The organism is Streptomyces gobitricini (genome assembly GCF_039532985.1).
In the GTDB taxonomy this organism is placed as follows: domain Bacteria; phylum Actinomycetota; class Actinomycetes; order Streptomycetales; family Streptomycetaceae; genus Streptomyces; species Streptomyces gobitricini.
In genome coordinates this window covers 104,442-129,570 of sequence record NZ_BAAASR010000014.1, presented here as the reverse complement: position 1 = coordinate 129,570, position 25,129 = coordinate 104,442, and the positions used below count along the sequence as shown (strand labels likewise).

The window sequence follows — 25,129 nt, the reverse complement described above, 5'->3', positions numbered from 1 at the left end:
TCCGGCCGGGGCCCGGCACTAGGCCCCGGCCGGTACGCGGAGCGCCGCGAGCACCGGGAGGTGGTCCGTGGCGGCCCGTAGATCGGCGTCCGTGACGCCCGGCAGGTCCTGGGGGCGCGGGACACCGCAGCCCAGCACCTCGATGCCCTTGGTGGCGAAGACCGCGTCGATGCGCTGGTGCGGGTCGCCGGGGGTCGAGGTGTGCTCGCCGCCCCAGGGCCGTACGGCCCGGCAGTCCTGGAGTTCGGCGGCCAACCGCCGGAACGAGCGCCCCCCGGGCCCCTCGTTGATGTCGCCGGCCGCGACCGCGTGCGGTACGTCGAGGGCGGCCAGCCGTTCCAGGAGCATCCCGGCCTGGTCGTACCGCTCCCGCGCCTGGAGGCTCAGATGGCAGCTGAGCAGCCCGAGCCGGGCACCCCCGATCCGTACGACCGCGGTCGCGAAGCCCCGCCGGTGCAGACCGGGGGTGAGCGGCAGCAGAATGTCCTCGGCGCGCTCGACGGTCACCCGCGGTGAGCACAGCAGCAGCGGTCCGGACGCGGTCGCGCCTCCGCCCAGCACCAGCAGCTCGCTCCTGGCGGCGAGCCGGGCGGCGTGCTTGCGCCAGCGGAAGAAGCGGGGCGCCTCCTGGACGAGGACGAGGTCCGGCGCGCAGGCCCGGATCACGCGCGCCAGCGCGTCCTCGTCGTCCCGCATCGAGCGGATGTTGTAGCTGAGCACCCGGACCACGGCGGAACCGTCCGCCTCGGTGCACGAGTCGGGCAGTTCGGTGAGCGGCATACGAGCACGATATGACGGTGCCCGCCGCATCCGGGCGAGGACGCGGCGGGCACCGTCGTACGAGCGGGGTGGGTCAGCCCTGGCGGGCCAGGTCGGCGGCGCCGACCAGACCGGCCTCGCCGCCCAGCTGGGCGGCGAGCACCTGGGCGTGCGGCCGCCACTGGCCGCCGATCAGCCAGCGCCGGAACGACTTGCGGATCGGGCCGAGGACCAGCTCGCCCTCGTCCGAGACGCCGCCGCCCACGATGAACGCCGACGGGTCGAACAGCGAGGCCAGGTCGGCCAGGCCCGCGCCGGCCCAGCGGGCCAGCTCGCGGAACGAGTCGACGGCGACGGGGCAGCCCTGGCGGGCGGCCTCCGAGATGTGCTTGCCCTCGATGCCCGCGGGGGTGCCGTCACCGAGCCCGAGCAGGATCGTGGCGTTCTCCGGGGTGGCGTGGGCGCGCTGCTTGGCGTACCGCACGAGGGCGCGGCCCGACGCGTACTGCTCCCAGCAGCCCTGGCTGCCGCACCCGCACAGCAGGCCGTCCGGGACGACCCGGATGTGACCGAACTCGGCGGCCACGCCGAAGCGGCCGCGGCGCAGCTTGTTGCCGATGATGATGCCGCCGCCGAGGCCGGTGCCGAGCGTGATGCAGATGACGTCCTCGTGGCCCTTGCCCGCACCGAACTTGTACTCGCCCCAGGCCGCGGCGTTCGCGTCGTTCTCCACGACCACCGGCAGGCCGACGCGCTGTTCGACCTTGTCCTTGAGCGGCTCGTGCCGCCACTGGATGTTCGGGGCGAAGAGGACCGTGGCGCGCTTGTCGTCCACGTACCCCGCGGCACCGATGCCGACCGCCTCGATGTCATGACCCTTGCCGGCCTCGGAGACGGCCGCGCAGATCGCGTCGACGATGCCTTCGGCGGTCGGCGGGGTGGGCACCTTGTGGGTGTCGAGGATCGTGCCCTCTTCGTCGACCACTCCGGCCGCGATCTTCGTGCCGCCGATGTCGACGCCGATGGTGAGTCCCATGTGTCCCTCAGTTTTCGGTCGAGCCCCGCTACGGGCCACCGTACCCGGTGTCAGTCCAGGTCGATGTGCTCGGTCGGGTCAGGACCGTCGTCCTCCCGCTTCGCGCGCGTGGGCGGAGGGGCGTCGGGGCCGCGGGTCCATCGGCGCTCCTGGCCCTCGACGGCGGAGCGGTAGGCGGCGAGCAGTTCGTTGCCGGCGGCCGCGAGGTGGTCGAAGACCTGCGGGTTCCGCTCGATGACCGGCTCGACGGCGGCCTTCGCCTGGCTGACGAGCTGTTGTACGGCGTCCTGGGCGCCCATGCCGAGCAGCGGGGTGCGCAGTGAGGAGACCTTGTCGGCGACCGCGTCGACGAGCTTGCGCAGCTCCTCGGCGGCGTTGCCCGGCGGCGGGCCCTCGGTGCCGCGGCGGCGGGCCTTCTCCGCGGCCAGGTCCTCGGCGCAGGCCTTCGCCCAGGCGTCGGCGTCGGGATGCTGGGTGCCATCGCTCATGGCGTACTCCTGCGGCAGCGTGGGTGATACCCCCGACGTTACCGCGTGCGGGGCCACAAATCCGGGTCGGGTACGAAGCGGACGCTCAGCGCTCCGTCGTCGAGTGCCGCCCCGGAGACGGTGCAGCGGCGGAGGGCGGACGGCAGCGGGACGACGCGGCGGAAGGGACCGGTCGTCAGCACCAGTTCGTCGCCGCGGCGGACGAGGCCGAGGTCCGGCTTGGCCGCGCCGGGCAGGGCGATGCGCCAGACCAGGACGCCGTCGGGTTCCCGCCGGTCCTCCACGGTCCAGTCCGGCGCGGGGGCCGGCGGGGCGGCGGGGGGTTCGAGCCGCGTGAGGTCCTCGGCGGTCCGGGGCTCGTGGCCGAGGTGAGGCAGCTCGTGCGCCTCGCCCATGGCCTTGACGTGCGTCTGCTGCTGCGCGGCGAGACCGGCCAGCCAGGGGTCGGGGGACTCGGTGGGCAGCATCCGGTTGGCGACGGCCGGCTCGGTGGCGAGGCGGTACAGGGCCAGTCCGGCGCGGGCGGTGCGCAGGGTGCGGGCGGCGGCCGGGCCCGGTTCGGCGACCAGCCGGACGGTGGTCGCCGGGTCCTCGATCACGGCCTGGACGGCGGCGAGTTCGGCGTCCTTGCGGGCGACCGCCCCGTACAGCCACTCGGCGGGCATCGGTACGCCGGCGAGCTGGGCGAGCATCGGCCGCAGCGCGCGGGCGGCCTGCCGTTCGGGCGGCAGGAGGCGGCGCAGGTAGCGGCGGAGTTGCTCGGGCAGGGCCAGTACGGCGACGGCGTCGAGGACGGGCGGCATGTCGGCGACGACCAGGTCCCAGTCCTCGGCGGCGGCCTCCCGCAGGGCGCTCAGCAGCGCGAACCGGTCGCTGCCGGGCAGCTCGGTGAGCTCCTCGCCGGCGAGCGGGGTGGCGCCGAGCAGCCCGAGGGCGGTGGTGGCGCGCTCCTGGACGGCCAGGAACTCGTCGCGGAAGCGGGCGCCGGAGTCGATACGGCGCACGACCGGACGGTCACCACCGTCGAACCAGCCGTCGGGCACCGCGCGCTCGCCGGTCAGGAACAGGACCCGCTGTCCCCGGCGGGCCCCACCGAGGGCGGTCGCGGCCGCGACGGTCGTGCACCCGGCGCCGCCGGGGCCGGTGACCAGGATGGTTCGCATGCTGGGACACGCTACTTCCCGGCCCCGGGAGCGGCCGCCCCGGGCCCGGGGCGGGGCGTGCCGGAGTCAGGAGGAGGCGGGGGCGGACTCGACGCGCTTCTTCAGTCCCGCCAGGGCGCGGTCGATGATGACCTTCTCGGCCTTGCGCTTGATCATGCCCAGCATGGGGATCTTGACGTCCACCGTCAGCTGGTACGTCACCTCGGTGCGGGTGCCGCCGTCCAGCGGCCTGAGGCGGTAGGAGCCGTCCAGGGCACGGAGCATCTGGGACTTGACCAGCGTCCAGCCGACCTCGTGGTCGCCGGTCCAGGTGTACGCCAGGGTGTGGTCGTCCTTGATGGCGCCGGCGTCCAGCAGCAGACGGACCTTCTCGGCGCGGCCGGCGGCGTCCTTCTCCAGGACCTCCGCCTCCTTCACCTCACCGGTCCACTCCGGGTAGCGGGCGAAGTCGGCGATCACTCCCATGACGTCGGCCGGTGCCGCCTCGATGTCAATGGTCGAGCTGGTGTGTTCCGCCATCGCCGTGGCTCCTCCAGTGCGGTACCGGGTTCCTGTGGGTGAAGGCTATCGCGTGGGCGGGCCTCACCATTCCAGGGCCCACGGCCGCCCCGTCGACGCGAAATGCCCCACGTTCACGCACTCGGTCCGCCCGATCCGCATCCGCCGCGTCAGCGGCTGGTGGACGTGGCCGAAGAGCGCGTACCGGGGCCGGGTGCGGTGGATGGCGTCGAGCAGGGCGCGGCTGCCGCGCTCGAAGCGGCGCGCCACCGTGTCGTACGTGAGGTCCGGCACCTCCGGCGGGATGTGCGAGCACAGCACGTCGACCTCGCCCAGGGCCTCGACCTTGGCCGCGTACTCCTCGTCGGAGATCTCGTACGGCGTACGCATCGGGGTGCGCAGCCCGCCGCCCACGAAGCCGAACACCCGGCCGCCGAGCTCGATGCGCTGCCCGTCCAGGACGGTGGTGCCGGGGGCGGCGTACTCGTGCCAGAGGCCGGGGATGTCGACGTTGCCGTACGTGGCGTAGGTCGGCGTCGGGAAGGCCGCGAACAACGCGGCGTACTGCCGGCGCACGGCGGCCTCGATGGCCGTCTCGCGGTCCATGTCCAGCTCGGCCCAGAGGCGGCGGGCCAGCTGCCGTGCCTCGTCGAAGCGGCGGGCGGTGCGCAGTTCGACGATCAGGTCGGCGTTCTCGATGCCGAAGAGCTCGGGGAAGATGCCGCGTGAGTGGTCGTGGTAGTCGAGGAAGAGCACCAGGTCACCGAGACATATCAGCGCGTCGGCACCGTCTCCCGCCCTGGCCAGGTCCTCGGCGTTCCCGTGCACATCGCTGATCACGTTGACCCTCATGCCTCGCATGGCAACCCACCATAGGGGGTCGGACCTGCGGTTACTTCCAAGTCATGACGGGTGTGGACTACTGTGCGTCAAGTACAGCCATTTACGTGTGACGCAGCGAACATCTGGCCGACGCCCCTATCGGGAACCGCGTACTGGTGGGTAACGTCCGGGCAGTCCAGTCGTGCTCGCCCCCACCGAGCACCTGCCCGATCTTGGACCGCAACCGGTGCATCACACAGAGCCGTGGCGCCGGCGCCCGATGAGGAGCAGCAGTTTTGCGCGAGTTCAGCCTTCCGGCCCTGTACGAGGTCCCCACGGACGGCAACCTGACGGATCTCATCCGCCGCAATGCCGCTCAGCACCCAGACGTCGCCGTCATGGGCCGCAAGGTGGACGGCGCGTGGACGGACGTCACCGCCACCCGGTTCCTCGCCGAGGTCCGTGCCGCCGCCAAGGGGCTCATCGCCAAGGGGGTGCGTCCGGGGGACCGGGTCGGCCTGATCTCCCGCACCCGGTACGAGTGGGTGCAGCTGGACTTCGCGATCTGGAGCGTCGGCGCGGTGACGGTGCCGGTGTACGAGACCAGCTCCGCCGAGCAGGTGCAGTGGATCCTGGGGGACTCGGGCGCGGTCGCGGTGATCGTGGAGACCGGGTCGCACGCCGCCGCGGTGGAGTCCGTGCGCGAGAACCTCCCGGCGCTGCGGCACGTGTGGCGTCTGGACCGGGGCGGTGTGGAGGAACTGACCGCCGCCGGGGCGGACGTTCCGGACGAGACCGTCGACGAGGCGACGTCGACCGCCAAGGCGGACGACATCGCGACGATCGTCTACACCTCGGGCACCACGGGCCGCCCCAAGGGCTGCGTCCTGACCCACCGCAACTTCTTCGCCGAGTGCGGCAACGTCGTGGAGCGGCTCAAGCCGCTGTTCCGCACCGGCGAGTGCTCGGTGCTGCTCTTCCTCCCGGCCGCGCACGTCTTCGGGCGGCTCATCGAGGTCGGTTCCGTCCTGGCGCCGATCCGCCTCGGCTGCGTACCGGACATCAAGGACCTCACCGACGAGCTGGCCGCCTTCAGGCCGACGCTGATCCTGGGCGTTCCGCGCGTCTTCGAGAAGGTCTACAACGCGGCGCGCGCCAAGGCGCAGGCGGAGGGCAAGGGCAAGATCTTCGACAGGGCCGCGCAGACGGCCATCGAGTACAGCCGCGCCACGTCCAGCCCCGAGGGCCCGTCGCTGGGCCTGAAGCTGAAGCACTTCGTCTTCGACAAGCTGGTCTACGGCAAGCTCCGCGCGGTCCTGGGCGGGCGCTGCCAGGCGGCCGTCTCCGGCGGGGCGCCGCTGGGCGAGCGGCTGGGCCACTTCTACCGGGGCATCGGTCTCACCGTCCTGGAGGGCTACGGCCTGACGGAGACGTGCGCGGCGACCGCGTTCAACCCGTACGACCGCCCCAAGATCGGGACTGTGGGCCAGCCGCTGCCGGGTTCCGTGGTGCGGATAGCGGACGACGGCGAGGTGCTCATCCACGGCGAGCACGTCTTCTCGGGCTACTGGAAGAACGAGACGGCGACCGCCGAGGCGCTGGCCGACGGCTGGTTCCACACCGGGGACATCGGCACGCTGGACGAGGACGGCTACCTCGCCATCACGGGCCGCAAGAAGGAGATCCTGGTCACCGCGGGCGGCAAGAACGTCGCCCCCGCGGTGATCGAGGACCGCATCCGCGGCCACGCGCTGGTCGCGGAGTGCATGGTGGTCGGCGACGGCCGCCCGTTCGTGGGCGCGCTCGTCACCATCGACGAGGAGTTCCTGGGCCGCTGGGCCGCCGAGCGCGGCAAGCCGGCCGGCTCGACGGCGGCGTCGCTGCGCGAGGACCCGGACCTGCTGGCGGAGGTGCAGCGGGCCGTGGACGACGGCAACGCGGCGGTCTCCAAGGCGGAGTCGGTGCGGAAGTTCCGCGTTCTGACCTCCCAGTTCACGGAGGAGGCCGGTCACATCACGCCGTCGCTGAAGCTGAAGCGCACCGTGGTGGCGAAGGACTTCGCGGACGAGATCGAGGCGATCTACCGCGCCTGAGCGTCCCGCGACGGCCCGGGCGGTGGTCCGCTCGCCAGGGCCGTGACCGCCACGAACGGGTGGACTCGGCCGAGGGAGCCCGCGACGAGGGCTCCCTCGGCCGCGTCCACGCCCGGAGCGCCCCGGGGCCACCGGGGCCCGAGCCCGCCGCTCAGCGGGTGGTACGCGCCAGTCGCCGGTGAAGGTCCTGCCCCCGCGAAGAAGCGGTAACGGTGGACGGTGCCGTTCGGCGACGCCCGGGGGGCCCGGCGTCCCCGGAGGTCCCCGGGGATCCGGCACTACCGGCGGTTCGCGGCCGCCCGGGCCTCCCCGGCATCCCGCGCGTCCCGGCGATCCGGTGTCATCGGTGTGCCGGCGGTGGCCGAGCGGCGGCGACGGCGGCTTCGCGGATGGGGGCCGGGACGCCCGCCGGCGGTGGCCGCCACACCGCCCGCCGCCCCGCCCGGCGTCACAGCAGCCGCTTCAGCTCCTCCGCCAACAGGTCCCAGCGCCACTTCTCCTCGACCCACGCCCGGCCCCGCTCCCCCATCCGCCGCCGCAGCTCCGGGTCCTCCAGCAGGGTGACGATCCGGTCGGCGGAGTCGGCCGGCGACCCGCCCCGCACCACCCAGCCCGTCTCCCCGTCCAGCACGGCGTCCGGCGCGCCGCCGGAGTCGCCCGCGACGACCGGGAGGCCCGTCGCGGAGGCCTCCAGGTACACGATGCCGAGACCCTCGACGTCCAGCCCGCCCCGCCGGGTGCGGCACGGCATCGCGAAGACGTCACCGGCCCCGTAGTGCGCCGGGAGCTCCTCCCACGGCACCGAGCCCGTGAACCGTACGGATTCCGCCACGCCCGTCTCCGCGGCGAGCCGGCGCAGGTCCTTCTCGTACGGGCCGCCGCCGACGATCAGCAGGACCGCGTCCGGCACCCGCGCGAGGATCGCGGGCATGGCCCTGATCAGCGTGTCCTGCCCCTTGCGCGGGACCAGCCGCGAGACGCACACGACGACCGGCCGGCCTGCCAGGCCCAGCCGCTCCCGCACGGCGTCGCCGCCCGACCCCGGGTGGAACGTCTTCTCGTCCACCCCCGGAGGCAGCTGCACCATCCGTCCGGCCGCGCCGGGCGTCAGCGCGGCCGCGATGCGCGAGCGCGTGTACTCGCCGAGGTAGGTGATCGTGTCCGTGCCCTCACCGATGCGGCGCAGCAGCTGCCGCGACCCCGGGAGCTGCGCCCATCCCGCCTCGTGGCCGTGGGTCGTGGCGACGATCCGCCGGGCGCCGGCCCGGCGCAGCGCCGGCGCCATGAGCCCCAGCGGAGCCGCCGCGCCGAACCACACCGACTCGCAGCCGTGCTCGCGCAGCAGTCCGGCCGCCCGCGTGGTCACCCGTGGTGTGGGCAACAACATCGTCGTGGGGTCCCGGACAACCTTGAACGGCTGTTCGGCGTCGAACAAGGCGGTCGCCTCGGTTCCCTCCCGGCCGCGCTTCCACGTGGAGGCGTAGACGACGATCCGCCCGGGGTCGAGTCTGAGCGCCATGTTGTGCAGAAACGCCTGGATCCCGCCGGGTCTGGGCGGAAAGTCGTTGGTTACGATCAAGGTCTTGTGCATCGCCTGCCGACAGTACCGAACGGCGCCGCTCCACCGCTCACGCACAGTCCCGCCCGGCACCACGACCCCCAGACCGCCCACCCACCCGGACGAGGTTCGCATGAAGGGCCCCAGCGGCAACCGGCTTCCCCTCCCAGTCGTCGGCATATGGCTTCTGACCAGGGCGCTGCTGTTGCTCTGCGTCTTCAAGGTCTTCGTGCTGCCGGGGCCCGACATCACCAGCGACGTCTCGGTGATCTACCAGGGCTGGTACGACGTACTGCGCACCGGCACGTACCCGCTGGACGACGTCACCTGGCAGTACCCGCCGGCCGCCGCGCTCGCCATCCTCTCCCCCGGACTGCTGCCCTTCCTGGACTACGCCTCCGCCTTCTTCGTCCTCGCGTTCGTCAGTGACGCGGTCGTCTTCGGCCTGCTGCTGTACGCGGGGCGGCGCCCCGGCAAGTGCCTGTCCGGCGCGTGGGTGTGGGTCGCGGGTGTTCCACTGCTCGGCCCGACGGCGTACGCCCGTTACGACCTGATGGTGACCGCCGTCGCGGTCGCCGCACTGCTGGCCGGTGTCCGCCACCCCCGGGTGCTGGGCGCGCTGGCCGGGTTCGGCGCGCTGCTGAAGGTCTGGCCGGCGCTGCTGCTGGCGGGCACCCGGCGGGGCGGCGTCACCCGGCGCTCCTGGACCGCCGCGGCGGTCACCGGGACGGCGGTGCTGCTGGCCTGCACGGCGGCCATGCCCGGGGCGCTGGCGTTCCTCACGTTCCAGCGGGACCGGGGCACCGAGGTGGAGTCGCTGGGCTCGCTCGTCTTCCACGTGGCGCGGAACTTCGGCTGGGAGGGGCGGGTGCTGCTGAACTACGGGTCGGTGGAGTTCCTCGGCCCGTACGTGCCGGTGGTCTCCACCGCCGCGCTCGCGCTGACGGTGCTCGCGTTCGGCTGGCTCCTGGTGTGGCGGCTGCGGGCCCGCGAGTTCGGTACGACGACACTCGCCGACGCGGCGTTCGCGGCCGTACTGCTGTTCACCACCACGAGCAGGGTGATCAGCCCCCAGTACATGATCTGGCTGGTCGGGCTGGCGGCCGTGTGCCTGGTGTTCCGTGCCAGCCGGATGGCCCGTCCCGCGAAGATGGTGCTGGTGGCGACGGGCGTGACGATGCTGGAGTTCCCGATCTGGTTCACGCACGTCGTGCACAGCGACCTGTGGGGCATCGTGCTGCTGACCGTACGCAACGGGCTGCTCGTCGCCGCCACGCTCATCGCGTGCCGTGAGCTGTGGCGGCAGACGGTCACCGAGCCGCGGCTGCGTGAGCCCGCGACGGTACCGGTCCAGGCCGCCGGGCCGCGCCGGCAGGACGTCACCCCAGCCGCTCCCGCAGATAACGCCGCCACTGCGCGGTGAACGCCTCAGGGGTCGTGGCGAGCACCTCGCGCAGGGCGCGCTCCGCTCCGCCGGCGGCGGCCGCCCGGTAGAAGTCCCGTAGCTTCGCCTCGCCCCAGCGGTCGGCGATCAGCTCACAGGCCAGCCAGCCGCCCCCGTACGCGCGGGCCAGGGCGTCCGCGTCGGAGGCGAAGGAGAAGTCGCCGTCCGTCGGCAGGACGGCCGGGACGGCGCCCGCGCGGACGGCGTCACGCAGCTCGGGCACGGCCTGCGCGGGGGCGTGGGGCGTACCGCGGTGGGCGACCCAGTCGGCGAAGCCCTCCGACAGCCACAGCGGCGTGGCCGCGGAGGTGTGCGCGCGGGTGGCCACGTGGGTCGTCTCGTGGGCGAGCACGAAGCGCTGTCCGAACCCGCCGAGCTCCGCGTACGCCTCCGGGTTGACGATCACCCGGTCCGCCGGGGCGTCGGGCCCGCCGCCGGCCCGGCCCGTGGTGACCGCGGCGATCCCCCGGTACCCCGCCGCCGGTTCCCCCAGCAGCGCGCCCATCGCCGTGACCGAGCCCGGTACGAGGACCACGACGCGCCGCGCACCGCCCTCGGGCCAGGCGTCCGACACGGCGGGCACCGCCCGGTCGGCGGCCGCGGCGACGGACCGCAGCCGCGCGGCGTCCTGCCCGACGCCCAGGACGAGGCTCCGCTTCCCCCGTACGACGTCGACGTCGCCCTGCTCCCACAGCTGCGGGGCGTCGCCCGGCGCGGCCCGGTCGGACGTCACGTGCCAGCGCCCGTCCCGCCGTGTGAGCACGAGCGCCCGCTCACCGGTCACCGCGCCGTCGTCGTACCCGGCGACGCGGTAGCTCAGCTCGGCCCGTGCGGTCGCCCGGTCGTCGCCGTCCCACCGGACCTCCGTCACCCGGTACGACCAGGAGCCGAGCGGTACGCCGGCCAGCTCCCCGGCCCGCACCGCGGCCGCCCGCCGGTCCGCCGCCGACTGGAAGGGGGCCGTGTCGGGCGGAGGCTCCGGCGCCCGGGCCGTACAGCCGCCCACGAGCAGGCAGAGGCCGAGCACCGCCCCCGCCGTACGTCTCCGGACCCACATCCTCCCGATCCTACGGCCGTGCCCGCCGTCAGACCCGGGTGACGGCCGAGACGGGCATCATGCCCACAGGGTCGTAGCGCACCGGCGCGCCCGGGTAGGGGGCGTGCACCACCTGGCCGTTGCCCATGTACATCGCGACGTGGCTGGCGTCGTCCCGGTAGGTCACCAGGTCGCCGGGGCGTGCCTCGGCGAGCGGGACGTGCCGCCCCGCGTCGCGCTGGGCCTGCGAGGTGCGGGGGATGCCGACGCCCGCCTGGGCGTAGGACCACTGCATCAGGCCCGAGCAGTCGAAGCCGGAGGGGCCGTTGGCGCCCCACACGTACGGCTTGCCGATGGCGGAGCGGGCGGCGGCCACCGCGGCGGCGGCCCGGCCCGACACGGCTTCGCCGCCTGGCAGCGGGAGGTCGTCGCGGCCGGAGCGGGAGGCGCGGTCGAAGGCGTCGCGCTCCTCGGTGGGGAGGGAGTTGAGCAGCGCGCGCGCCTCGGCGAGCTTCCGCTCGACCGTGCGCTTGTGGAGGACCACGGCGGCGCGGCTGCGCTCCAGTTCGGTGAGGAGCCGGCCGGCCTCGGCGCGCTGCTGGGCCAGGTCCCGCTGGGCGCGCCGGAGTTCGGCGAGCGCGGTCGCCTGCCGCTCGCTGATCCGGTCGAGGGTGGCGGCCTTGTCGAGGTAGCTGTCCGGGTCGTCGGAGAGCAGCAACGCGAGCGCGGGGTCCATGCCGCCCGACCGGTACTGGGCCCCCGCCACGGCACCGAGCGCGCCGCGCATCCGGTTGATCCGCTCCTGTCCCCGCGCCACGCCGTCCTGTACCCGGGAGACCTGCTCGCGGAGCAGGCCGGCGCGCTCGTCCGCCTCGTTGAAGCTCTCGGTCGCCTTCTCCGCCTGCTCGTAGAGCCGGTCGACCTCGGCGCGGGCGGTAAGCCGCTCCGAGGTGTCGGGGTCGGCGCTCGCCGGGGTGGCGCCGAAGGCGGCGGCGGTGACCGCCGCCGCGGAGAGGACGGTGACCTTCGCGCTCCGGGAGAGCACCGATGACGAGGACGACGGGGACCGGCGATGGGACGCCACGAAGCGCGCTCCCTTCCGCTGACGTGGGGCCGCTCGGCCGATGCCGTACCGGCTGTGCGGGCTGTTGCGCGCCAGACAGTAGCCGGGCGATCACACCGCGGCCAGCGACCGTACGGGCGTCGAACAACGGCGCCCCGCCCGAGACCACAAGGTCACCGGCGGGGCGGAGCGTCAGCTTGGAGGGCGGTAAACCACCCGATCGGGCGCGGGGTCCGGGCGCGTCAGACGTGCCGGGCGTCAGTCGTGTCCGGGCGTCAGATGCGCACGCCGAACTGGAAGTCGCCGAGGTACTCCATCGCCTCGTACCGCACGACGGTGCCGGGGTAGGGGGCGTGCAGCACCTGGCCGTTGCCCGCGTACAGGCCCACGTGCGACAGGTTGCTGAAGAAGACGAGGTCACCCGGCTTGAGCTGACTGCGGCCGATCTTCACACCGTCGTTGTGCTGGGTGTACGTGGTGCGGGAGATGCTCACGCCGGCCTGGCGGTAGGCCCACTGGGTCAGGCCCGAGCAGTCGTAGGCGTTGGGGCCCTCGGCGCCGGAGACGTACGGCTTGCCGACCTGGGTGCCGGCGGCGGCGAGTGCGGCGGCGCCGCGGTTGGAGGCGGGGGTCTCGTTGCCGAGTTCGACGCGCTCGGTGGCGGCGCGGCTGGCGCGCCGCTCCTCCTCCTGGATCTTCGCCCGCTCCTCGGCGGTCATGGTGTTCAGGAGCTTCTGCGCCTCGGCCAGTTTGGCCTGGTAGGACTTCTTCTTCTCGGCGAGGGTCTTGCGCACGTCCTCGAGGCCGGCGAGCTTCGAGGTCGCCTCGGCCCGCTGCTGCGCCAGGGTGCGCTGCTTGGCCTGGATGGTCTCCAGGGCGTCGGCCTGCTTGGCGCTGATGGCGTCGACGGCGGACGCCTTGTCGAGGTAGCTGTCCGGGTCGGAGGAGAGCAGGAGCTGGAGGGAGGGGTCCATGCCACCGGAGCGGTACTGGGCGGTGGCGACCGAACCGAGGCCGTTGCGCAGTTCGTTGAGCTCCTGCTGGCCGCGCGCGACCTTGTCCTGGAGAGCGTCGACCTCCTTCTGGAGCTTGCCGCGCTGCTCGTCGGCGAGGTTGAACTGCTCGGTGGCGACCTCGGCCTCGTGGTGGAGCTTGTCGACCTTGGCCTTGACCTCGTTCTTGCTCGGCCGGGGGTCTGCCTGAGCTGCCTGGGAGGACAGGGCGACGGCAGCGGCGGCGGTTGCGGTGAGCACGGTCACGCGGGCGCGGCTCGGCTGCTTGGGACGACGGTGGGACGCCACGGAGGCGAGCTCCTTCTTCCTCTGCGCCGCCTGCCGGGCTGTGGGTCGGGCCCCGGCTCCGTACGTGATCCGGCTCCCCCGCGAAACAGGCCGAACAGCACGGAATTAGGCGGTTCCTCCGCTGTCACTCCCGATGAGTGATCAACTGCGCGGAGGTTCGTGGCCAGACCCTAGTGACCATCTTGTGATCAGTTCAAATCCTCATGCGAAAAATCTCGCTCAGGCGACACTTTCTTTACCGTGGACCCACGGTGCGTCATGGGGTCTTGACGGTACGTTTCCCGAAATCGGGCATACCGCCCAGGAGTTGCCGGCGCTAAGAGACGCGCGAAAGCCGCTTGAGCAACAAGGCGGACGCGACGGGCCGGGCGCCGGACTTGGCGACGCCGTCGGCGACCTCGCGGTCGGTGGAGACCACCACGACCGGCCGCCCCGGGGGCTCCGCCCGCACCAGCTGGCGGATCAGCTCGTCGGCCGTGACCCCCGGCTTGGAGAACAGCACCCGTACCCCGCGCGGCGGCGCGAGCAGCACGGGAGCGGCCAGGTCGGCGCCGTCGAAGACACAGGTGACCTCGGCGCCCGTCCGGGCGGCCAGCGCCGACAGGCCGCCGAGCAGCCGCAGCCGCTGCTTCTCCAGCGGCATGGTCGGGTAGCCGGTCTTGGTCACGTTGTAGCCGTCCACCACCAGATGCGCCTGCGGCAGCGCCAGCAGTTGGTCCAGGAGCGCCGGGTCGGTCTCGGACAGGGCCCGGGCCGCGATGTCCTTGGGCGACATCCGGCCCGGCTCCACCGCGTCGACGGTGTCGGCGGGATGGACGGACACGGGCGGCAGGGCCAGCTCGCGGCGGAGCCCCTGGGCCGACTCCAGGACGGTGTCCAGCAGCAGCCGCAGCCGCATGTCCTCCACGGAGCGGCCCTCGCGAGTGGCTCGGCGGCTGGCCTCCAGAGCGGCCTCCGCCTCCCCGAGGCGGGCCTTGAGGCGCCGCGTCTCGCTCTCCGCCGCGGAGACCTGGGCGGCCGCCTCGGCACGGACGACGTCGATGTCGGCCTGGCTGCGGCGCAGGGCCGCCTCGCCGCGCTTCACGTCGCTCTGGGCGCTGCGCAGCTTGCGCTGAAGCGATTCCGCTTCCCTGCGCGCCGCGTCCAGCTCGGTGCGCAGACGCTCGGTCTCGGCCTTGGTCTGCGCGCGGGCCTCGGCGAGTTCGGCGCGGAGCCGCTCCAGTTCCCGCCGGCCGGCCTCGTCGGCCCGCTCGGCGTCGGCCCGCTGGGCCTCCTCGCCGGCGGCGGCGACCAGCTTGACCCAGCCGGTGGGGCGCAGCACGTACGCCGTCGCGGCGACGTCCACGGGGTCGGCGGCGGCCGGGGGCGCGCCGGACTCGACCGCGCGGGCCAGCTCCGGCTGCCCCTCCTTGAGGCGCTCGCCGATGCGCTGGCGGAACACCGGGTCGCCCTCCAGGGCGGCCGCCATCGCGTTGCCCGCGAACTTGGCCCGCCGTGACGGGGTGAAGCGGGCGTACTGGCGCAGCTGAGCGGGCAGCTCCGCGACCGTCAGGCCGCCGAATGCGTCCGAGACAAGGGCGACGACCCGGCGCCGCACCCCGTCGGGCAGCGGGCGGTCGAGCGCCTCGGCGGCTTCACCGGCCGCACCGGCCGGCTCGGCACCGCTGTCGGGCTGCTCCACGATTCGTCACCCCACTACCCGTACGTCTTGGCCTGCCGGCCGCTCCCGGTCCCTCAGGAAGCGGTGCCCGGCCTGTCCACCAGCTCGATTCGGTCCACCGCGTTGCACCAACGGCAGCGGATCGACTCGATGGTCTCACTGACCACCTCGCGCTCCTCCACCGTGGGCTCGCCCGCGAGGTCCAGATGGACGTACTCCACGACCTTGGACGACCGGGTGACGTCGAAACGCGTCAGATTGCCGCAGAGTGCGCAGCGCCAGCGGGTCGTCGCGGTCGGCAGGGGAACCGTCGTCATCGTTCCGTCCTCTTCCATCGTGCCGGGTGCGGGAGCCGCGGTGCGCCGTCGGACTGCGGGTGTGCGTCCCGTAACCCTACGGCCTCGCGGGTACCCCGTGGCGCGGCGAGGCACCCTGTCCCGCTCCCTCCGTTTACGTCATGATCTGTCCATGATCGCTTGGCGCGGGCCCACCGTGACGTACGCCGTGATCGGCGCCTGTTTCCTGATCTTCCTGATCAGCCCGGTGTCCGGGCTGAACCCGTCCTACGGCACGGGCGACGCGCTGCTGGCCGCGCAGAGCTCGTACTTCCGCCGCTGGGGCATCGTCCCCGCCGAGTTGCTGAGCGGCTCCGCGGACGTCCTGCTCACCCCGCTGACCGCCCTGTTCGTCAGCGGCAGTTGGCTGCACCTGCTGGGCAACATGCTCTTCCTGTACGTGTTCGGGGCGATGACCGAGGAACGGATGGGCCACCTGGAGTTCGCCCTCTTCTACGCGGGCTGCGGCTGCCTCGCCCTGTTCGGATACGCGGTGGCGCACGCCGACTCCGACCAGACCCTGGTGGGGGCGTCGGGGGCGATCTCGGGGGTGCTCGGCGCCTTCCTCCACCTCTTCCCCACCACGCGGGTCACCAGCCTCTTCCCGTTCCTCTTCTTCCTGCCGCTGCGGTTCCCGGCCTGGATCGTGCTGATCTTCTGGTTCGTCCTGCAGTGGCTGGCCGCGCGCGGCGCGGACAGCGGCCCGGGGGTGGCGTACCTGGCGCACGTGATCGGCTTCTGCCTGGGCTTCCTCTACGCGTGGGTGCGGTTCGGCCGGGGGGCTAGAGTGAAGGCCCACCCAGCGGCCACCGAGGGAGAAGGACAGCCGTGATCACCGCGATCGTGCTCATCAAGACCAGCGTGGACCGCATCCCCGAGATCGCCGAGTCGATCGCCGCGCTGGACAGCGTCAGCGAGGTCTTCTCCGTCACGGGTACGTACGACCTCGTCGCGATGGTCCGGGTGGCCCGGCACGACGACCTGGCGGACGTCATCCCCGGCCGGATCAGCAAGATCCCGGGCGTCGAGGCGACGGACACCCACGTGGCGTTCCGTACCTACTCCCAGCACGACCTGGAAGCCGCGTTCGCGATCGGCCTCGACGCGTAGGGCCCCAGGGCGGGGCCACGCGACCGTGGCCTCCGGCACCGGACCGGGCACCACCCGGACGGATGACGTCTCGGCGCGGAAACGCACGCGGTGCCCGGGGCGACGGACCCGTGCCGCGCAGGCCGCTTCCGGGCGTCACGCCCGCCCTTGCGCGTCCGGCGCCCGCGAGGGTGCTCCCGCCCTTCATGAAGAAGCCTTCATCCGGCGCTCATTCGGGCGCGCCCGGCCCACGCCCAGGATGGGGGCATGGCCTTCACCCATCGCATGGCGACGCTCGCCGCGGTCGTCGCCGTCCCGCTCGGCATCGCCGCGACCAGCCACATGCTGACCGATACGCCCGAGGCGCCCAGGGTGCCGCCCGAGGTGGAGCTGGGCACCCCGCCCCGGCCGGCCGGGACCGGGGCGAGCGCGGCCACGGGCACCGGACCGGGTACGGAGCCGCCCCGGGGGCCGGGCACGCAGCCGGGCGGGACGCCGGGCCCCGGCCCGAGGAGTACGCCCACCGGCGTTCCCGTACCGGCCTCGACCCCCACCGGCGTTCCCGTACCGGTCGTGCCCCCCACCGGCACGCCGGGCCGCCCGCCCGGTGGCGGCGCCCCGCCCACCCGGACCACGCCCACCGACACCGTGGTGCCGGGACCGCCGGCCACCGTGGGGGACGACGACGATGACGACAGCGGTGACGACTTCGGTGACGACAACTGACCGCCGCGTCTCCGCCCGTGTACGGATCCTGCTGTGGCTGCTGCTGGTGATGGCCGTGGCGCTGGTCGCGGTCGCCATGACGACCCGCTCCATCCTCCTGCGTGACGTCGACCACCGGATCAGCCAGTTGCTCACCCAGGAGACCCGCGAGTTCGCCAACTTCGTCGACCAGGGCGTGGACCCCGGCACCGGCGCCGGGTTCACCGAACCGCGCCGCCTGCTGGAGGTGTTCCTCCAGCGCCAGTACTCCGACCCCGACGAGGAACTGCTCGGCCTCACCCGCGGCGCGGGCGGCGTCCCCTCCGTACTCCGCCAGCCCCGCGACACCACCGGAGCCGCCCTCCACCGCGACCGGGACGCGCTCGCCCGGATTTTCGGCTCCCCCGCCCGCTCGGGCACCCTGGACCGCCCGCAGGGCGAGGTGCGGTGGGCCAAGGTGCCCATCAACCCGGCGGGGCACGCCCCGCCCGGGGCGTTCGTGGTCGCGTTCCACGCCGCCGACGAACAGGCCATCGCCGCCGAGGCGTTCCGTACCCAGCTCGCCATCTCGGGGGTGGCGCTGCTGCTGACCACCGGCATCGGCTGGGCCGTCGCCGGCCGCATCCTCGCCCCCGTGCGCCTGGTCCGCCGGGCCGCCGCCCAGCTCACCGAGCAGGACCTGACCCGCCGCATCCCGGTGCGGGGCCGCGACGACATCGCCCTGCTCGCCGAGACGTTCAACGCGATGCTGGACCGGCTGGAGCGGGCGTTCGCCGCCCAGCGCCAGTTCGTCGACGACGCCGGCCACGAGCTGCGGACGCCCATCACGATCGTGCGCGGCCATCTGGAGCTGATGGGCGACGACCCGGCCGAGCAGGCGGAGACGGTCCGGCTGGTCACCGACGAACTGGACCGGATGAGCCGGATCGTGGAGGACCTGCTCCTGCTCGCCAAGGCCGAGCGCCCCGACTTCGTCACACCCGAGCCGGTCCAGTTGGGCGAGCTGACCGCCGACGTGTTCGTGAAGGCCCGGGCGCTGGGGGCGCGCGAGTGGGTCCTGGACGGCGTCGCCGACCGGGAGGCCGAGCTGGACCCGCAGCGCATCACCCAGGCGATGGTCCAGCTGGCGCAGAACGCCGTCCAGCACACCGTCCCGGGCCAGCGGATAGGGATCGGCTCGCGCGAGGTGGACGGCCGGATCGAGCTGTACGTCGCCGACACCGGCCCCGGCGTGCGGGCGGAGGACGCCGCCGTGATCTTCGAACGGTTCCACCGCGGCACGGCCCGCCGGGGCACCCGCGCGGGCGGCGGCGCCGGGCTCGGGCTCTCCATCGTCAAGGCCATCGCCGAGGGTCACCGCGGCCGGGTGGAGCTGCGGCCGACCGAAGGGGGCGGCGCCACCTTCGTACTCGTACTGGAGGAAGTGCTTGTGCCGGAGGACGCAACGGTACCGGGGGAGGACGAGTGAACCGGATCCTGATCGCCGAGGACGAGGAGCGGATCGCCTCCTTCGTCGAGAAGGGCCTGCGCGCCAACGCCTTCACCACCACGGTGGCCGCGGACGGGGACGCCGCCCTCGGTTACGCCGTCACCGGGAGCTTCGACCTGATGGTGCTCGACATCGGGCTGCCCGGCAGGGACGGGTTCACCGTGCTGCGGGAGCTGCGCGAGGCGCGCGTGACGCTGCCGGTGATCGTGCTGACCGCGCGCGACTCGGTACGGGACACGGTGGCCGGCCTGGAGGGCGGCGCCGACGACTGGATGACCAAGCCGTTCCGCTTCGAGGAACTGCTGGCGCGGGTACGGCTCCGGCTGCGCACCGCGGCACGCGCGCCCGAGGTGACGGTGCTGCGCAGCGGTGACCTCAGCCTGGACCTGCGCACCCGCCGCGCCCGCGCGGAGAGCCGGACCGTAGACCTGACGGCCCGTGAGTTCGTGCTGCTGGAGCTGTTCCTGCGCCACCCGGGCCAGGTCCTGTCACGGGAGCAGATCCTGTCCCACGTATGGGGGTACGACTTCGATCCCGGCTCGAACATCGTGGACGTGTACGTCCGGGCGCTGCGGAAGAAGCTGGGCGCGCGGCGGCTGGAGACGGTGCGCGGAATGGGCTACCGGATGCCGTAAAGCGCCCCGTTTCATGAAATTCCCTTAACAAAGCGCTCATTGAGGGCTCACGGCGCGTACCGAGACTGATCATCGTGACCCTCACCCCCAGCCGGGCGGCATGGGTCGGCGGCGGGCTCGGACTGTGCACGCTGCTGGCCATGCCGGCCCTGTTCCCCGGTCTCGGCGCCGACGCGCGTCTCACCCTCGCCGTCTTCGTGCTCGCCACCGTCGCCTGGATCGCGACCCCCGCCGACGACACGTACATCGCGCTGGGCGCCGGGCTCGCGCTCACCGCGACGGGCGTGATCAGCAGCGAGACCCTCTTCGCCACCCTCGGCGACGAGACCATCTGGCTGCTGATCTGCGCCTTCGTCCTGGCCGCCGCGGTCACCCGGACGGGCCTGGCGGGGCGGGCGGCGGCCTTCCTGGTCAGCGGCGCCCGTACGGTCCGCCAGCTGGTCCACCTGTCCACGACCGCGCTCGTCGTCACCTCGTTCGCCGTCCCGGCGACCTCGGGGCGGGCCGCGCTCGCGCTGCCCGTGTTCCTCACCCTGGCCAAGGTGCTGGTGGACCGGAGGCGGCTGGTGGTCATGCTGGCGCTGCTGTTCCCCACGGTGGTGCTGCTGTCCGCCGTCGCCACGCTGATCGGCGCCGGGGCCCATCTGATCACCGTCGGCGTGCTGTGGGAACACACCGGGCAGCGGCTGGGGTTCGTGGAGTGGCTGCTGCTCGGCATGCCGCTCGCGGTCGTGTCGTCCCACCTGGCCGCCGAGGCCGTCCTGCTCACCACCACCTCGCGCGAGGACCGGCGTACCCCGGTGCGCGTCACCCCGGCCGCCATCGCGGCGCACTCCCCCACCCCCGTCACGGGACCGCTCTCCCTCGCCGAGTCGCGCTGTGCGCTGCTGCTGGCCACGGTGGTGGTGCTGTGGTGCAGTGAGCCGCTGCACCGGGTGTCCCCGGCCGTGGTGGCGCTGATCGGCGCGGTGGTGGCCGCGTCACCGGCGCTGGGGACGGTACGGCTCAAGGACGGTCTGCGGACCGTGCCGTGGCCGCTGCTGCTGTTCATGGCGGCGACGATGGCGATGGGCGTGGCGCTCGCCGACTCGGGCGCGGCGGGGTGGCTGGTGGCGGGCCTGCCGGTGGACGCGCCGCCGTGGCTGTTCCTCACCGTCGTCGTGGTCGTCAGCACGGCGGCGCACCTGGTCCTCCAGTCCCGCTCGGCCCGCTCCTCGGTACTCGTCCCGCTGGTGGTCGTGGCGGCGTCCGCGGCGGGGGTCAACCCGGTCGCCGCCGCGCTCGCCTCGACCGCCGCGGCCGGGTTCTGCCACACACTGCCCGCGTCGGCGAAGCCCGTCGCGCTCTTCTCCGACGTCCCCGACGGGGTGCCCACCTACACCCCGCGCGACCTGTTGCGGCTTTCGGCGGTGCTCGCCCCGCTCACGGCGGGCCTGGTCCTGCTCTTCGCCCTGACCGTCTGGCCGCTGTTCGGCGTGCCCGTCCTCCTGGAGTCCCCCCGATGAGCTATCGCGTCGCCGTCGCCCCGAGCGGCTTCAAGGAGTCCCTGTCGGCGCGGGAGGCCGCCGAGGCCATCGCCGAGGGAGTGCTGCGGGTCCTGCCGGACGCCGAGCTGGACCTGATCCCGCTGGTCGACGGAGGTGAGGGCACGGCGGAGGCGCTGGCCGCCGCGACGGGCGGCCGGCTCGTCCCGTACACCGCGACCGGCCCGCTGGGCGATCCGGTGGAGAGTCGTTTCGCGCTCCTCGGGGACGGTTCGGCGGTCGTGGAGATGGCCGCCGTCGCCGGGCTCGCCCTGGTACCGCCGGGCCGCCGCGATCCCGGCGCCACGACCACCTACGGCGTCGGCGAGCTGATCCGCGCGGCCCTCGACGCGGGCGCCCGGCGCGTCCTGGTCGGGTGCGGCGACTCGGGCACCTCGGACGGCGGCGCGGGCGCCCTCCAGGCGCTGGGCGTCCGGCTCCTCGACGCCTCGGGGGCCGAACTCCCCCACGGCGGCTCGTCGCTGACCCGGCTCGCGGCCGTCGATACGCGGGGGATCGACCCGCGGCTGGCGGACGCCGAGCTGCTGGTGGCGTGCAACCCGTACAACGTGCTGTGCGGGGAACGGGGCGTGGCCCGGGTGTTCGGCCCGCAGAAGGGGGCGGCACCGGCGCAGTGCGAGGAGCTGTCGGCGGCCCTGGAGCACTGGGCGGACGCGCTGACGGGGGCGTTCGCCCCGGGCGTCGACCTGCGGACGGCGCCGGGCACCGGGGCGTCGGGCGGGCTGGGCGCGGGGCTCGCCGCGGTGGGGGGCCGGCTGCTCCCGCGCTTCGAGGTGCTCCTCGACGGGCTGGACCTGGGCGCCCGGCTGGGCCGCGCCGACCTGGTGATCACCGGCGAGGGCGCCCTGGACGCCCAGACCGTGCGGGGCAAGGTGCCGGGTGAGGTGGCGCGGCGTGCCCGGGAGGCGGGCGTGCCGGTGCTGGCGCTGGCGGGCACCCTGGGCGAGGGCGCCGGGGAGGCGGGGCTCGACGCCTACGAGTCGATCGCGCCCGGCCCCCTGCCGCTGCCGGAGGCGCTGGACCGTGCCGCCGGGCTGCTGGCGGACGCCGCGGAGCGGGCGCTGCGCACCGTCCTGGTGGGCACCCGGCTCAGGGCCCGCCCGCGGGGCCCGGCCGGGCCGGCGTGCCCCGGTACGCGCTCCCCCAGAGGGGCCGCCCCCGGTGGCGTCGTCGTCGGCCGGCACGGCTCCGCCATGGCTCCCTCCTCCGCCGTGCGCTCACACGCCCCGGAGTGACATCAGCCGCGCCGCGGCGGGCCGTTGGCCGACCCGGCCGTGCGCCGCGGACGGGTGCTAGCCGCGGTCGGGCACACAACGCCCGTCCTCCGTACGGTAGTTCCAGCGCGCCCCGTCCCGTACGAGCTCCTTCACGGCCCGGACGAACCGGTCGACGTGCTCGTCCGGCGTCCCCGCCCCGAAGCTGACCCGGATGGCGTTGAGGGACGTAGTGCCGCCGTCCGGCGCGCCGCACTCGCCGGCGTCCTGCGGGTCGCCGCCCAGCAGGGTGCGCACCAGCGGGTGGGCGCAGAACAGCCCGTCGCGGACGCCGATGCCGTACTCGGCCGAAAGGGCCGCCGCGAAGTGCGAGCTGTTCCAGCCGCGGACGACGAAGGAGATGACGCCGACGCGCGGGGCCTCGTCGCCGAAGAGCGACAGCACCCGGACCTCGGGCACCTCGGCGAGTCCCGCGCGCACGGTGCCGATGAGGTGCCGCTCGCGGGCGACCAGGCCGTCGAACCCGGCTTCGGTGAGCGCCTTGCAGGCGGAGGCGATGGCGTACGCGCCGATGACGTTCGGCGAACCGGCCTCGTGGCGGGCGGCGGTGGTGTGCCACTCGACGTCCACCCCGCCGTCGGCGCGCCGCGCGACCTTACGGGACGCGCCGCCGCCGGCCAGGTACGGCGCGGCGTCACGCAGCCAGTCGGCCCGCCCGGCGAGGACGCCGGAGCCGAACGGGGCGTACAGCTTGTGCCCGGAGAACGCCACCCAGTCGACGTCCAGGTCGCGTACGGAGACCGGGTGGTGTGGCGCCAGTTGCGCGGCGTCCAGGACGATGCGGGCGCCGTGGGCGTGCGCGGCGGCGGCCAGTTCCCGCACCGGCCACAGTTCGCCGGTCACGTTGGAGGCGCCGGTGACGCACACCAGCGCGGGGCCATAGGGGTCGCGGTCCGCGAGGGCCCGCTCCAGGGCCTCGACCGCCTGCCCGGGTGTGCGGGGCGCGTCGAGGTAGGTGACCCGGGCGTCCTGCCAGGGCAGCAGCGACGCGTGGTGCTCGGTCTCGAAGACGAAGACCTGGCAGCCGGCGGGCAGCGCGGTCGCCAGCAGGTTCAGCGAGTCGGTGGTCGACCGGGTGAAGACGACCTGGTCACCCTCCCGGCAGTCGAGGAACTCGGCCACCGCGGCGCGGCTGTTCTCGAACAGGTCGGTGGAGAGCTGTGACAGATACCCGGCGCCCCGGTGCACGCTGCCGTAGTACGGCGCGTACGCGGCCACGTCGTCCCACACCCGCTGGAGGGCCGGCGCGCTCGCGGCGTAGTCGAGCGCCGCGTAGGTGACCTCGCCGCCGGTGACGAGCGGCACGGTGACATCCCGCCCCAGAACGGGCAGCGGGGAACAAACGGACTGGCCGGCGGCAACGGTGATGACAGACATGGCGAACTCCCGTACAGGGCAGGCGAACTCACCGCGTCGGCGCACAGGGGTGCGGCGCGGCGGAGGGGAAAGGGGGTACCGAGGAAGGGGCGGATACGCCCTATCGCATTCGCTTGCTCACGAGACCGCTCCCTTGAGGACCAGGACCCCAGGGTGTGCAGGGGTCCGCGCTTGCCGCGGACTTCGCCGCCCGCGGCCTGGTCTTCACCCGGGGCACCCCGCCACGGACGGAGGGTTGCCGGACAGCGGGCCGGGGCCGTAGTCGCTGTCACTCATGACCTGCCGAGAAGTTAAGCCACGTGATCGCCCGCGCGCAACCCGTGTCCGGATGACGGGACACCCCGGAGGACGGCCGGTCCGCCCGGTGCCACCCGCGCCGGAGCCAACCGCGCCGGTGCCACCCACGCCGGGCGCCGGGTCGCCGCCCGCACCCCCGCCCAGGGGCGCACGGCCGGCGCCGCGTCGCGGCCCGCACCGGCCGGCCGGTCCCGGCGGCGGCCCGCCTCGCGACGGGCGCCGTCGTACGGGTGATCAGGCGCCGGAGAGGCGTTACGCGTTGCTCGCCGCCACCCAGCGGTCCAGCGTCGCGCGCGCCGCACCGGAGTCGACCGATTCGGCCGCCCGGGCGATGCCCGCCCGGATCCGCTCGGCCAGCGGGGCGTCCGACGGCTCCAGCGCGACCAGCGCCGCCGCCGCGTTGAGCAGCACCGCGTCCCGTACGGGACCGGTCTCGCCGGCCAGCAGCCGCCTGGCCACGTCCGCGTTGTACGAGGCGTCCGCGCCGCGCAGGGCCTCGACGGGTACGAGGTCGATGCCCACGTCCCTCGGGTCGAACGTCTCCTCGCGCACCGCGCCGTCCCGGACGACCCACACCTTCGAGGTCGCCGTGGTGGTCAGCTCGTCCAGCCCGTCGTCGCCGCGGAACACCAGCGCGGAGGAGCCTCGCTCGGCGAGCACCCCGGCCATGATGGGGGCCATCCGGGCGTCGGCGACGCCGGTCGCCTGGGCATTGACCCGCGCCGGGTTGGTGAGCGGGCCGAGGAAGTTGAACGTCGTGCGGATGCCGAGTTCCTTGCGGGCCGCCGCCACGTGCCGCAGCGCCGGGTGGAACTTCACGGCGAAGCAGAACGTGATACCGGCCTCCTCGGCGACCTCGGCGACCCGCCGGGGCGTCAGGTCCAGATTGACGCCCAGCTTCTCCAGCACGTCCGAGGAACCGGAGGCGGAGGAGGCGGCGCGGTTGCCGTGCTTGACGACCTTGGCGCCGGTACCGGCGACCACGATCGCGGCCATGGTGGAGATGTTGACGGTCTTGGCGCCGTCACCGCCGGTGCCGACGAGGTCGACGGACGGGCCGGGCACGTCGATGAGGTTGGCGTGCGCGTACATGGCGCGGACCAGGCCGGTGATCTCCTCGACCGTCTCGCCCTTGGCGCGAAGGGCGACCGCGAAGCCGGCGATCTGGGCGTCGGTGGCCGCTCCCCGCATGATGCGGTCCATCGCCCACGCCGTGTCGTCGGCACTCTGGTCGCGCCCTTCCAGCAGGGCGTTCAGGACGCCGGGCCACGAGCGGCCCGCCGCGGTGTCGCTCCCCCTCGCTTCGCTGGGGGCACCTCCCCCAGCGGGGCTCACTGCGCTCATGGTCGCTCCTGGTGTCTGCGCGCGGGGCGTACGGGGCGTACAGGGATGACCACCACCCTATCCATCCCCGGGCACGGCAAAGAGCCCCGTCCAGCGAATGGACGGGGCTCGATGCCGTG

At 73.9% G+C, this 25,129-nt stretch carries 23 protein-coding genes and 1 riboswitch; of the genes, 9 read left to right on the top strand and 14 right to left on the bottom strand.

The annotated features are described in order from the left end of the window. Positions 1 to 18: 18 nt before the first annotated feature. From ABD347_RS12080 to ABD347_RS12055, 6 genes are all read right to left on the bottom strand, one after another. Complete coding sequence (locus ABD347_RS12080) at positions 19 to 780, bottom strand: endonuclease/exonuclease/phosphatase family protein (protein WP_344360058.1); 762 nt, start codon at positions 778 to 780, stop codon at positions 19 to 21. A 73-nt stretch (positions 781 to 853) separates the two neighbouring features. After that, positions 854 to 1,795 (bottom strand): ROK family glucokinase, encoded by a 942-nt coding sequence (locus ABD347_RS12075; RefSeq protein WP_344360057.1) that lies wholly within the window; start codon positions 1,793 to 1,795, stop codon positions 854 to 856. Between the two features lie 50 nt (positions 1,796 to 1,845). Further along, positions 1,846 to 2,283, bottom strand: a complete 438-nt coding sequence (locus tag ABD347_RS12070; protein ID WP_344360055.1) for a DUF5304 domain-containing protein — start codon at positions 2,281 to 2,283, stop codon at positions 1,846 to 1,848. 38 nt (positions 2,284 to 2,321) lie between these two features. Continuing rightward, positions 2,322 to 3,446 (bottom strand): ArsA family ATPase, encoded by a 1,125-nt coding sequence (locus ABD347_RS12065; RefSeq protein WP_344360053.1) that lies wholly within the window; start codon positions 3,444 to 3,446, stop codon positions 2,322 to 2,324. A gap of 66 nt (positions 3,447 to 3,512) precedes the next feature. Next, entirely contained in the window at positions 3,513 to 3,965 is a 453-nt protein-coding gene (locus tag ABD347_RS12060; RefSeq protein WP_344360051.1) for an SRPBCC family protein, read from the bottom strand. A 63-nt stretch (positions 3,966 to 4,028) separates the two neighbouring features. Then, entirely contained in the window at positions 4,029 to 4,796 is a 768-nt protein-coding gene (locus tag ABD347_RS12055) for a metallophosphoesterase family protein (protein WP_344360049.1), read from the bottom strand. A 266-nt stretch (positions 4,797 to 5,062) separates the two neighbouring features. Here ABD347_RS12055 and ABD347_RS12050 point away from each other — a divergent pair, with 266 nt between their 5' ends. After that, positions 5,063 to 6,859, top strand: coding sequence for an AMP-dependent synthetase/ligase (locus ABD347_RS12050; RefSeq protein ID WP_344360047.1), 1,797 nt, complete (start codon positions 5,063 to 5,065; stop codon positions 6,857 to 6,859). A gap of 448 nt (positions 6,860 to 7,307) precedes the next feature. Here ABD347_RS12050 and ABD347_RS12045 read toward each other — a convergent pair whose 3' ends face one another. Then, complete coding sequence (locus ABD347_RS12045) at positions 7,308 to 8,450, bottom strand: glycosyltransferase family 4 protein (protein WP_344360045.1); 1,143 nt, start codon at positions 8,448 to 8,450, stop codon at positions 7,308 to 7,310. 100 nt (positions 8,451 to 8,550) lie between these two features. Here ABD347_RS12045 and ABD347_RS12040 point away from each other — a divergent pair, with 100 nt between their 5' ends. Next, a complete protein-coding gene (locus ABD347_RS12040) occupies positions 8,551 to 9,840 on the top strand; it encodes a glycosyltransferase 87 family protein (RefSeq protein ID WP_344360043.1) in 1,290 nt (429 codons plus the stop codon). On the opposite strand, the gene ABD347_RS12035 is transcribed toward ABD347_RS12040, so the two are convergent. The 5 genes from ABD347_RS12035 to ABD347_RS12015 form a co-directional block, all read right to left on the bottom strand. Continuing rightward, a complete protein-coding gene (locus ABD347_RS12035) occupies positions 9,797 to 10,918 on the bottom strand; it encodes a hypothetical protein (protein ID WP_344360042.1) in 1,122 nt (373 codons plus the stop codon). The two genes, ABD347_RS12040 and ABD347_RS12035, sit on opposite strands and share 44 nt — an antisense overlap. Positions 10,919 to 10,946: 28 nt before the next feature. Further along, positions 10,947 to 11,981, bottom strand: coding sequence for a C40 family peptidase (locus ABD347_RS12030; protein ID WP_344360040.1), 1,035 nt, complete (start codon positions 11,979 to 11,981; stop codon positions 10,947 to 10,949). 254 nt (positions 11,982 to 12,235) lie between these two features. Beyond that, the gene (locus tag ABD347_RS12025; protein WP_344360038.1) at positions 12,236 to 13,261 is read right to left on the bottom strand and encodes a C40 family peptidase; all 1,026 of its coding nucleotides are present in this window, start codon (positions 13,259 to 13,261) and stop codon (positions 12,236 to 12,238) included. Between the two features lie 316 nt (positions 13,262 to 13,577). Beyond that, the gene (locus ABD347_RS12020; protein WP_344360036.1) at positions 13,578 to 14,942 is read right to left on the bottom strand and encodes an NYN domain-containing protein; all 1,365 of its coding nucleotides are present in this window, start codon (positions 14,940 to 14,942) and stop codon (positions 13,578 to 13,580) included. 53 nt (positions 14,943 to 14,995) lie between these two features. Continuing rightward, entirely contained in the window at positions 14,996 to 15,238 is a 243-nt protein-coding gene (locus tag ABD347_RS12015; RefSeq protein ID WP_344360034.1) for a hypothetical protein, read from the bottom strand. Positions 15,239 to 15,389: 151 nt separating this feature from the next. On the opposite strand from ABD347_RS12015, the gene ABD347_RS12010 reads away from it, so the two are divergent. From ABD347_RS12010 to ABD347_RS11980, 7 genes are all read left to right on the top strand, one after another. Further along, a complete protein-coding gene (locus ABD347_RS12010; protein ID WP_344360033.1) occupies positions 15,390 to 16,088 on the top strand; it encodes a rhomboid family intramembrane serine protease in 699 nt (232 codons plus the stop codon). Continuing rightward, the gene (locus tag ABD347_RS12005) at positions 16,085 to 16,366 is read left to right on the top strand and encodes an Lrp/AsnC family transcriptional regulator (RefSeq protein WP_344360031.1); all 282 of its coding nucleotides are present in this window, start codon (positions 16,085 to 16,087) and stop codon (positions 16,364 to 16,366) included. The genes ABD347_RS12010 and ABD347_RS12005 overlap by 4 nt, the downstream gene beginning before the upstream one ends. A gap of 246 nt (positions 16,367 to 16,612) precedes the next feature. Beyond that, positions 16,613 to 17,071, top strand: a complete 459-nt coding sequence (locus ABD347_RS12000) for a hypothetical protein (protein WP_344360029.1) — start codon at positions 16,613 to 16,615, stop codon at positions 17,069 to 17,071. Next, complete coding sequence (locus ABD347_RS11995; protein ID WP_344360027.1) at positions 17,034 to 18,518, top strand: sensor histidine kinase; 1,485 nt, start codon at positions 17,034 to 17,036, stop codon at positions 18,516 to 18,518. Before ABD347_RS12000 ends, ABD347_RS11995 begins: the two co-directional genes overlap by 38 nt. Continuing rightward, the gene (locus tag ABD347_RS11990) at positions 18,515 to 19,174 is read left to right on the top strand and encodes a response regulator transcription factor (protein WP_344360026.1); all 660 of its coding nucleotides are present in this window, start codon (positions 18,515 to 18,517) and stop codon (positions 19,172 to 19,174) included. The genes ABD347_RS11995 and ABD347_RS11990 overlap by 4 nt, the downstream gene beginning before the upstream one ends. A gap of 74 nt (positions 19,175 to 19,248) precedes the next feature. Continuing rightward, the gene (locus tag ABD347_RS11985; protein WP_344360024.1) at positions 19,249 to 20,679 is read left to right on the top strand and encodes an SLC13 family permease; all 1,431 of its coding nucleotides are present in this window, start codon (positions 19,249 to 19,251) and stop codon (positions 20,677 to 20,679) included. Next, complete coding sequence (locus ABD347_RS11980; protein ID WP_344360022.1) at positions 20,676 to 21,953, top strand: glycerate kinase family protein; 1,278 nt, start codon at positions 20,676 to 20,678, stop codon at positions 21,951 to 21,953. Before ABD347_RS11985 ends, ABD347_RS11980 begins: the two co-directional genes overlap by 4 nt. 57 nt (positions 21,954 to 22,010) lie before the next feature. Here the strand turns inward: ABD347_RS11980 and ABD347_RS11975 are convergent, their stop codons facing one another. Beyond that, positions 22,011 to 23,369 carry an aminotransferase class V-fold PLP-dependent enzyme gene (locus ABD347_RS11975; protein WP_344360020.1) on the bottom strand — a complete coding sequence of 453 codons (1,359 nt, stop codon included), beginning with the start codon at positions 23,367 to 23,369 and terminating at the stop codon, positions 22,011 to 22,013. Between the two features lie 162 nt (positions 23,370 to 23,531). Further along, a riboswitch (SAM riboswitch) is annotated at positions 23,532 to 23,649 on the bottom strand. A gap of 269 nt (positions 23,650 to 23,918) precedes the next feature. After that, positions 23,919 to 25,010, bottom strand: a complete 1,092-nt coding sequence (gene trpD / locus ABD347_RS11970; protein ID WP_344360018.1) for an anthranilate phosphoribosyltransferase — start codon at positions 25,008 to 25,010, stop codon at positions 23,919 to 23,921. Positions 25,011 to 25,129 lie beyond the last annotated feature (119 nt).

What these genes read in the sequence shown, in the direction of transcription:
- ABD347_RS12060 (WP_344360051.1), bottom strand. Translation starts at nt 3,965, where the DNA reads ATGGCGGAACACACCAGCTCGACCATTGACATCGAGGCGGCACCGGCC.
- ABD347_RS12010 (WP_344360033.1), top strand. Translation starts at nt 15,390, where the DNA reads ATGATCGCTTGGCGCGGGCCCACCGTGACGTACGCCGTGATCGGCGCC.
- trpD (WP_344360018.1), bottom strand. Translation starts at nt 25,010, where the DNA reads ATGAGCGCAGTGAGCCCCGCTGGGGGAGGTGCCCCCAGCGAAGCGAGG.
- ABD347_RS12070 (WP_344360055.1), bottom strand. Translation starts at nt 2,283, where the DNA reads ATGAGCGATGGCACCCAGCATCCCGACGCCGACGCCTGGGCGAAGGCC.
- ABD347_RS12065 (WP_344360053.1), bottom strand. Translation starts at nt 3,446, where the DNA reads ATGCGAACCATCCTGGTCACCGGCCCCGGCGGCGCCGGGTGCACGACC.
- ABD347_RS12055 (WP_344360049.1), bottom strand. Translation starts at nt 4,796, where the DNA reads ATGAGGGTCAACGTGATCAGCGATGTGCACGGGAACGCCGAGGACCTG.
- ABD347_RS12035 (WP_344360042.1), bottom strand. Translation starts at nt 10,918, where the DNA reads ATGTGGGTCCGGAGACGTACGGCGGGGGCGGTGCTCGGCCTCTGCCTG.
- ABD347_RS11975 (WP_344360020.1), bottom strand. Translation starts at nt 23,369, where the DNA reads ATGTCTGTCATCACCGTTGCCGCCGGCCAGTCCGTTTGTTCCCCGCTG.
- ABD347_RS12015 (WP_344360034.1), bottom strand. Translation starts at nt 15,238, where the DNA reads ATGACGACGGTTCCCCTGCCGACCGCGACGACCCGCTGGCGCTGCGCA.
- ABD347_RS11995 (WP_344360027.1), top strand. Translation starts at nt 17,034, where the DNA reads ATGACGACAGCGGTGACGACTTCGGTGACGACAACTGACCGCCGCGTC.
- ABD347_RS11980 (WP_344360022.1), top strand. Translation starts at nt 20,676, where the DNA reads ATGAGCTATCGCGTCGCCGTCGCCCCGAGCGGCTTCAAGGAGTCCCTG.
- ABD347_RS12075 (WP_344360057.1), bottom strand. Translation starts at nt 1,795, where the DNA reads ATGGGACTCACCATCGGCGTCGACATCGGCGGCACGAAGATCGCGGCC.
- ABD347_RS12045 (WP_344360045.1), bottom strand. Translation starts at nt 8,450, where the DNA reads ATGCACAAGACCTTGATCGTAACCAACGACTTTCCGCCCAGACCCGGC.
- ABD347_RS12080 (WP_344360058.1), bottom strand. Translation starts at nt 780, where the DNA reads ATGCCGCTCACCGAACTGCCCGACTCGTGCACCGAGGCGGACGGTTCC.
- ABD347_RS12000 (WP_344360029.1), top strand. Translation starts at nt 16,613, where the DNA reads ATGGCCTTCACCCATCGCATGGCGACGCTCGCCGCGGTCGTCGCCGTC.
- ABD347_RS12040 (WP_344360043.1), top strand. Translation starts at nt 8,551, where the DNA reads ATGAAGGGCCCCAGCGGCAACCGGCTTCCCCTCCCAGTCGTCGGCATA.